The organism is Pseudomonas sp. NBRC 111139 (assembly GCF_001753955.1).
In the GTDB taxonomy this organism is placed as follows: Bacteria; Pseudomonadota; Gammaproteobacteria; order Pseudomonadales; family Pseudomonadaceae; genus Aquipseudomonas; species Aquipseudomonas alloputida.
In genome coordinates, this window is sequence record NZ_BCBP01000128.1 from 1 (window position 1) to 4926 (window position 4926).

At 57.0% G+C, this 4926-nt stretch carries 3 protein-coding genes and 1 pseudogene; all 4 read right to left on the reverse strand.

The features are described 5' to 3' along the window. Nucleotides 1–78: 78 nt before the first annotated feature. The gene (fusA, locus tag BJQ17_RS29245; RefSeq protein ID WP_003255490.1) at nt 79–2226 is read right to left on the reverse strand and encodes an elongation factor G; all 2148 of its coding nucleotides are present in this window, start codon (nt 2224–2226) and stop codon (nt 79–81) included. 30 nt (nt 2227–2256) lie between these two features. Next, nucleotides 2257–2727 carry a 30S ribosomal protein S7 gene (gene rpsG, locus BJQ17_RS29250; RefSeq protein WP_003246741.1) on the reverse strand — a complete coding sequence of 157 codons (471 nt, stop codon included), beginning with the start codon at nt 2725–2727 and terminating at the stop codon, nt 2257–2259. Nucleotides 2728–2833: 106 nt separating this feature from the next. Then, nucleotides 2834–3205, reverse strand: a complete 372-nt coding sequence (gene rpsL / locus BJQ17_RS29255; protein ID WP_003255492.1) for a 30S ribosomal protein S12 — start codon at nt 3203–3205, stop codon at nt 2834–2836. 211 nt (nt 3206–3416) lie between these two features. Beyond that, a pseudogene (locus tag BJQ17_RS29260) lies at nt 3417–4926 on the reverse strand (DNA-directed RNA polymerase subunit beta'); the annotation flags it as partial.

Below are 4926 nucleotides of genomic sequence, written 5' to 3' on the forward strand. Positions count from 1 at the left end.
GGTGCCGACGTTAACGTGGGGAAGGGAACGATCAAATTTTTCTTTAGCCACGACAGTGAACCTCTTGCCTAAAGGGGATTAGCCTTGTTTTTTAACGAGTGCTTCGACGATGTTCGACGGAGCTTCGGCGTATTTGGAGAATTCCATGGAGTAGCTTGCGCGACCCTGAGACATGGAACGAACGTCGGTTGCGTAACCGAACATTTCTCCGAGCGGTACTTCAGCACGGACGACACGGCCAGAGACCGACTCATCCATACCCTGGACCAGACCACGACGACGGTTCAGGTCACCCATCACGTCACCCAGGTAGTCTTCCGGGGTTACAACTTCGACTTTCATGATCGGCTCGAGAACCACGCCACCGCCCTTCTGGGCCAGTTGCTTGGTCGCCATCGAAGCAGCGATTTTGAACGCCATTTCGTTGGAGTCGACGTCGTGGTACGAACCGTCGAATACCGCGGCCTTCAGGCCGATCAGAGGATAACCGGCAACAACGCCGTTTTTCATCTGCTCTTCGATACCCTTCTGGATCGCAGGGATGTATTCCTTAGGAATCACACCACCAACGACTTCGTTGGAGAACACCAGACCTTCAGTGATGTTGCCCTTGTCGTCCACGTCCGGCTCGGAGAAGCGAACCCAGCAGTGACCGAACTGACCACGACCACCCGACTGACGAACGAACTTGCCTTCGATCTCGACGTTGGATTTGGTGATCTTCTCGCGGTACGAAACCTGCGGCTTGCCGATGTTGGCTTCGACGTTGAATTCGCGCTTCATGCGGTCAACGAGGATATCCAGGTGCAGCTCACCCATACCGGAGATGATGGTCTGACCGGTTTCTTCATCGGTCTTGACGCGGAACGATGGGTCTTCCTGAGCCAGCTTGCCCAGTGCGATACCCATCTTCTCCTGGTCCTGCTTGGTTTTCGGCTCTACAGAGAGCGAAATCACAGGCTCAGGGAAGTCCATACGCTCAAGGATGATCGGCTTGTCGGCGTTGCACAGGGTATCACCAGTGGTGACGTCCTTCATGCCGATCAGAGCAGCGATGTCGCCTGCACGTACTTCTTTGATCTCTTCACGCTGGTTGGCGTGCATCTGGACCATACGACCAACGCGCTCTTTCTTGCCTTTGACCGAGTTGATGACGGAGTCACCGGAGGTCAGGAAGCCCGAGTAAACGCGAACGAAGGTCAGAGTACCAACGAACGGGTCGGTGGCAATCTTGAAGGCCAGGGCCGAGAACGGCTCGTCGTCGTCAGCATGACGCTCGTCGAACTGCTCTGGCTTGACTTCGTCCTTAGGCACGTCGATCAGGTCAGGGTGGATACCCTTGATCGCAGGGATCTCGGTCGGAGCTGGCAGGAAGTCGATAACGGCATCGAGAACCAGGGGAACACCCTTGTTCTTGAACGACGAACCGCAGACAGCCGGAACGATCTCGCTGGCCAGGGTGCGCGCGCGCAGGCCTGCCTTGATCTCTTCGACGGACAGCTCACCTTCTTCAAGGTACTTGTTCATCAGCTCTTCGGTGGCTTCGGCGGCGGCTTCAACCATGTTGTTGCGCCATTCGTTAGCCAGCTCGACCATATCCGCAGGAATTTCTTCCTCGCGGTAGGTAGTACCCTTGTCGTCGTCGTTCCAGTAGATAGCCTTCATCTTGATCAGGTCAACCTGACCCTGGAAGTTATCTTCCGAACCGATGGCCAGCTGAACAGGAACCGGAGTGTGACCCAGACGGTTCTTGATCTGACCTACGACGCGCAGGAAGTTTGCACCAGCACGGTCCATCTTGTTCACGTAAACAACACGCGGAACGCCGTACTTGTTGGCCTGACGCCATACGGTTTCGGACTGCGGCTCAACGCCGGAGGTGCCACAGAACACAACGACCGCGCCGTCGAGTACACGCAGCGAACGCTCTACTTCAATGGTGAAGTCAACGTGGCCAGGGGTATCGATGACGTTTACGCGGTAGTTGTCATACTGACCACGGGAACCCTTCCAGAAGGTGGTAACGGCAGCGGAGGTAATGGTGATACCCCGCTCCTGCTCCTGCACCATCCAGTCGGTGGTCGCGGCGCCGTCATGCACCTCGCCCATTTTGTGGCTCAGACCTGTGTAGAACAGGATCCGCTCGGTAGTGGTGGTCTTGCCCGCGTCAACGTGGGCACAGATACCAATGTTACGGTAGCGGTTAATTGCTGTAGTACGAGCCATAAAGCCCTCGCAAAAAGATTGATGCTTGAATTAGAAGCGGTAGTGCGAGAACGCTTTGTTGGCTTCAGCCATACGGTGAACGTCTTCACGCTTCTTGACTGCAGCACCCTTGCCTTCGGCAGCATCCAGCAGCTCGCCGGCCAGACGCAGAGCCATCGACTTCTCGCCGCGCTTGCGGGCGTAGTCTACGAGCCAGCGCATTGCCAGAGCGTTACGACGGGATGGACGAACTTCAACCGGAACCTGGTAAGTGGCACCGCCGACACGACGGGACTTTACTTCGACCAGCGGAGCGATGGCGTCGAGAGCTTTCTCGAAGATTTCCAGGGGGTCGCTGTTCTTGCGTGCTTTGACGGTATCCAGGGCACCGTAAACGATGCGCTCGGCTACGGCCTTCTTGCCGCTTTCCATCACGTGGTTCATGAACTTCGCGAGGATCTGGGATCCGTACTTCGGATCGTCAAGGATCTCACGTTTTGCTGCTACACGACGTCTTGGCATGATAAGCCCTCAAACGGTCTTCAGGTTAGCCCGGGACCAGGTCATTCGACCCACGCCCGACCTTACTCTTATCGACTCAAAAAAATGGATGTCTGCAAACGACCGATTACTTCGGACGCTTGGTACCGTACTTCGAACGACCCTGGTTACGGCCTTTAACGCCCGAAGTATCCAGAGAGCCGCGAACGGTGTGGTAACGAACACCTGGCAAGTCTTTTACACGGCCGCCACGAATCAGGACGACGCTGTGCTCTTGCAGGTTGTGGCCTTCACCACCGATGTACGAGGAAACCTCGAAACCGTTGGTCAGACGCACACGGCATACTTTACGCAGTGCCGAGTTAGGTTTTTTCGGCGTGGTGGTGTACACACGGGTGCACACGCCACGACGCTGCGGGCAGTTCTGCAGCGCAGGAACGTCGGACTTCTCGACCGAACGCTTACGCGGCTGACGTACCAGCTGGTTGATAGTTGCCATCTACTAGCTCCACTGATTGTCTTGCGACTCTATTGTCTTGCAAGAAAGCCAAAAATTGGCGAGACGGAGCCTCACCAAATTTAAGGGTACAAAAGTCTAAAGAGGATCTTGCACCCAGTCAAGACGAGGCCCCGGCCCTCCCCGCCCGATCATCGGCAACATTTCATGTCGCCGATGCTCGCCCGAGGCTTGCCGGGGCCTTGCCCTGTACTTAGTTACCGCTGGAATTCAGCGCTTCGGTCAGTGCAGCTTCCACTTCACTGGCGCTTACACGCAGCGGTTTGTCGGCATCACGGCGACGCTTACGCTCGCTGTGGTAGGCCAGACCAGTACCAGCCGGGATCAGACGACCCACGACCACGTTCTCTTTCAGGCCGCGCAGGTAGTCGCGCTTGCCGGTTACAGCCGCTTCGGTCAGTACGCGGGTGGTTTCCTGGAAGGAAGCCGCGGAAATGAACGACTCGGTGGACAGCGAGGCCTTGGTGATACCCAGCAGCACACGGGTGAACTTGGAGATGAACTTGTCCTCGCCAGCGAGACGCTCGTTCTCTACCAGCACCTGAGTCAGTTCCATCTGGTCGCCCTTGATGAAGCTGGAATCGCCCGACTCGGAGATCTCGACCTTGCGCAGCATCTGACGCAGGATGGTCTCGATGTGCTTGTCGTTGATCTTCACGCCTTGCAGACGGTAAACATCCTGGATCTCGTTGACGATGTACTTCGCCAGCGCGCTTACACCCAGCAGACGCAGGATGTCATGCGGATCGCTCGGGCCGTCAGAGATAACTTCGCCGCGGTTTACCTGTTCACCTTCGAAGACGTTCAGGTGGCGCCACTTCGGAATCAGCTCTTCGTACGGATCGCTACCGTCGGTCGGAGTGATCACCAGGCGACGCTTGCCCTTGGTCTCTTTACCGAATGCGATGGTGCCGCTGACTTCAGCCAGAATCGAGGCTTCTTTCGGACGACGCGCTTCGAACAGGTCGGCAACACGCGGCAGACCACCGGTAATGTCACGGGTCTTCGACGTTTCTTGCGGGATACGCGCGATAACGTCACCAACACCGATCTGCGCACCGTCAGCCACACCGACAAGGGCGTTGGCTGGCAGGAAGTACTGGGCAGGTACGTCGGTACCTGGCAGGTACAGGTCCTTGCCTGAGGCATCGACCATCTTGATTGCTGGACGGATTTCCTTGCCTGCGGCAGGGCGATCCTTGACGTCCAGTACTTCAATATTGGTCAAGCCAGTCAGTTCATCGGTCTGACGCTTGATGGTGATGTTTTCTTCCATGCCCACGAAGGTCACGGTACCTTTCAGCTCGGTAACGATCGGGTGAGTGTGCGGGTCCCACTTGGCAACGATGGCGCCAGCTTCGACCTTTTCACCTTCCTTGACCGAAATCACCGCACCGTAAGGCAGCTTGTAGCGCTCACGCTCACGACCGAACTCGTCGGCAATCGCCAACTCACCCGAACGCGATACGGCAACCAGGTTACCGTCGGCACGCTCAACCTGCTTCAGGTTGTGCAGACGCACCATACCGCCATTCTTCACCTGGACGCTGTCGGCAGCCGAAGTACGGCTTGCGGCACCACCGATGTGGAACGTACGCATGGTCAGCTGGGTACCCGGCTCACCGATCGACTGGGCAGCGATAACGCCGACAGCTTCACCGATGTTCACCTGGTGACCGCGAGCCAGGTCACGACCGTAGCAC